Origin of the sequence: Flavobacterium sp. (assembly GCF_044368625.1) — a bacterium.
In the GTDB taxonomy this organism is placed as follows: domain Bacteria; phylum Bacteroidota; class Bacteroidia; order Flavobacteriales; family Flavobacteriaceae; genus Flavobacterium.
In genome coordinates this window covers 1-2,602 of record NZ_JBIPPD010000322.1, presented here as the reverse complement: position 1 = coordinate 2,602, position 2,602 = coordinate 1, and the positions used below count along the sequence as shown (strand labels likewise).

The window sequence follows — 2,602 nt, the reverse complement described above, 5'->3', positions numbered from 1 at the left end:
AAAACTTACAACTGTATCTGAACGAGTTTGTTTATAAGCTAAATCGCAGATATTTTGGTGAGAAAATCTTCGATAGACTAGTGATAGCAAGTATTACAGGAGTATGATTAAAAACGGATATGCATAAAAAAATTATTGACGCTGAAAAAAACGCAATTGGAAAAGTAAAATTAATCAACCAATTTAGAGATTTTTTAGAGGAAACAAATAAAAATATGAATCTTTATTCTATGGTAATTATTGGTATTCTCGTTGCTGCAATTGTAGCAATTGGGTTTAGCATTCCTAATTTGTTGACTATTTTTGATAGTTACGATGTTTTCATAAAAAGTCAAGGAACTAAAATAACAAACTGGCAAATATTAAATTATGCTTTTGGATTACTAATTGTTAAACTACCTTGGGCATTATGTTTAAGTGCAGTTTTGACAGGAATGTATAGTTTATTAAAGGGTTTATTATCGACTTACGAAAAAATTAACCAAGACAAAAGAAATATGTCTGCGATTTATGCAATTTCTGGAAACGTGGCACAAGCACTTAATGAATATGGAATTAATTTAGCCGAAGAAGATATTGAAGACGAAGATACTGGAGAAGTATTTACGAATATCAGAGTTTCCAGAAAAGAACTAACGCAGAAAAAAGAAAACATAAGATGGAATCAAATTATGAAATATTTTGAAGGAATGCAACAACACAAAATTGAAATTGAACAAGATGAAGACCCAACAAAAGTAAAACTTATGTCAGGTATATTAAATAAAGTACTAGATAAAATACCAAAAGTATAATTTTTAACTGTAGTAAACGAAGAAAGGCATCAGTTAACAGCCGTTTTGCGAGATTGCGAATTATGTGGTAAATTCACATTTATTTTTCGCAAGAAATTTAGTAGTAACAGAAAATACTCTGTTACGAAGCTCGCAACCTCGCAAAGCGGCGAAACGTTGTAGGCAATTATACAGAAACCACGTCAATGAAGAAAATATCAACATTTATATTCCTATTTTTACTGATACAAAATACGTACTCTCAAAACTTTGGAGATTTTCCTAAAATTGAAAAAGAAAAACTTCATCGAGATTTAGACTTATTATATCAAGGTTTAGACAAATTTCATTCTGGAATGTATTGGTACACACCAAAAGACAGCGTTGATTTTGCTTTCAAAACTGCAAAAAGCAAAATAACAACCGATCTTAATATCTATGAATTTCACAAAATAATCGCACCTTTAGTAGCATTATCAAGAGAAGACCACACAGACATTTTTTTACCAAAAGAAGTTAAAGAACAGACCAACAAAAATGAAAATATCCGATTTTTGCCTTTAACAGTTGCTTTTTTAGGTGAAAAATTATACTGTGTTCGTAACGTTTCAGACAATTCAACAAAAATAGAAAATCTCGAAATTGAGAAAATCAATGGAGAAACGCCAAAAGAAATAGTTACAAAAATTGGAAATTTATTTGCATCAGATGGTTACATAAAAAATGTAAAATACAGTGATTTGGGTGGCTTTAATTTTTCTAAAAATTATTTTTACTATTATGGAATAATTGAAAAATATGAAGTAAAATTCAAAGAAATTGCAGAGCCTATCACAATTAATTCATTGTCAATTAGTCAAATTAATGAAAACCTAAAAAAGAACACCAACATTGACAAAGAAAAAGCTGAAAACGAACCTTTGCAATTCAAAATCATAAATACAAAAACAGCTTATTTGGATATTCAAACATTCTCAAATGAGATTATTAAAAAAGAAAGCAAATACAAAACATTAAAGAAATTCTTGAAACAAGGTTTTGCGGAAATAAAAGAAAAAAACATTGAAAATGTGATTATTGACGTTAGTAAAAATGGTGGTGGAACAGAAGGAAATGAAGGTTTGTTGTATTCTTATTTTGGCAACAATTATCAAAAATATTTCAAAGTAAGAGCGAAAACTCAAAAAGTAATCCTGAATAACGGAATTGACAAACCTATAAAACTCAAAGTATTCGGATTTTTAGAACGAATTTTTGCAAACAAAAAAATGAATGACGGCAGTCTTGAAAGAAAAAATAATTTAGGTTTAGGACTTATGGCGTACAAAAAAACACCAAAAAACAAGTTTAAAGGTAATAATGTATATGTTATCATTAGTCCAATAACATATTCTGGAGGAAGTGAATTTTCAAATATGATGTATTCAAAAGGATTGGCAACATTTATTGGACAAGAGACAGGCGGAAGTTATTATGGAAATACGAGTGGATATAGTCAAGATTTAACTTTACCAAATTCCAAAATAACTATTGAAATTCCAGCATTACAATTTGTGATGAATGTTGAACCAAAATTACCTTTTGGAAGTGGCGTAAAGCCTAATTACGAAATAATTCCAACAATAAATCAATACATTAATAATGAAAATGTTTACTTGGAATACATATTAAAATTAATAACTGAAAAACAATAACTGCCTACAACAGCTAGGGGTTCGTTGGGCTTGAAAAGCCAACAATGAACCCCGTGTTGAACAGAACCGATTACATGCCGTCAACACTTATGGATTTATCGATAAGTTGTTTGAGTAAATTACAAGAGGATTGAT

General features: G+C 29.4%; 2 protein-coding genes and 1 pseudogene. All 3 read left to right on the top strand.

Annotation, left to right across the window (positions count from 1 at the left end; all coding sequences use genetic code 11):
- Positions 1–107: pseudogene (locus tag ACIQ2X_RS15620) on the top strand (IS1595 family transposase); the annotation flags it as partial.
- Positions 108–119: 12 nt separating this feature from the next.
- A complete protein-coding gene (locus ACIQ2X_RS15615) occupies positions 120–794 on the top strand; it encodes a hypothetical protein (RefSeq protein ID WP_396179897.1) in 675 nt (224 codons plus the stop codon).
- A gap of 185 nt (positions 795–979) precedes the next feature.
- Positions 980–2,467, top strand: coding sequence for a S41 family peptidase (locus ACIQ2X_RS15610; protein ID WP_396179896.1), 1,488 nt, complete (start codon positions 980–982; stop codon positions 2,465–2,467).
- Positions 2,468–2,602 lie beyond the last annotated feature (135 nt).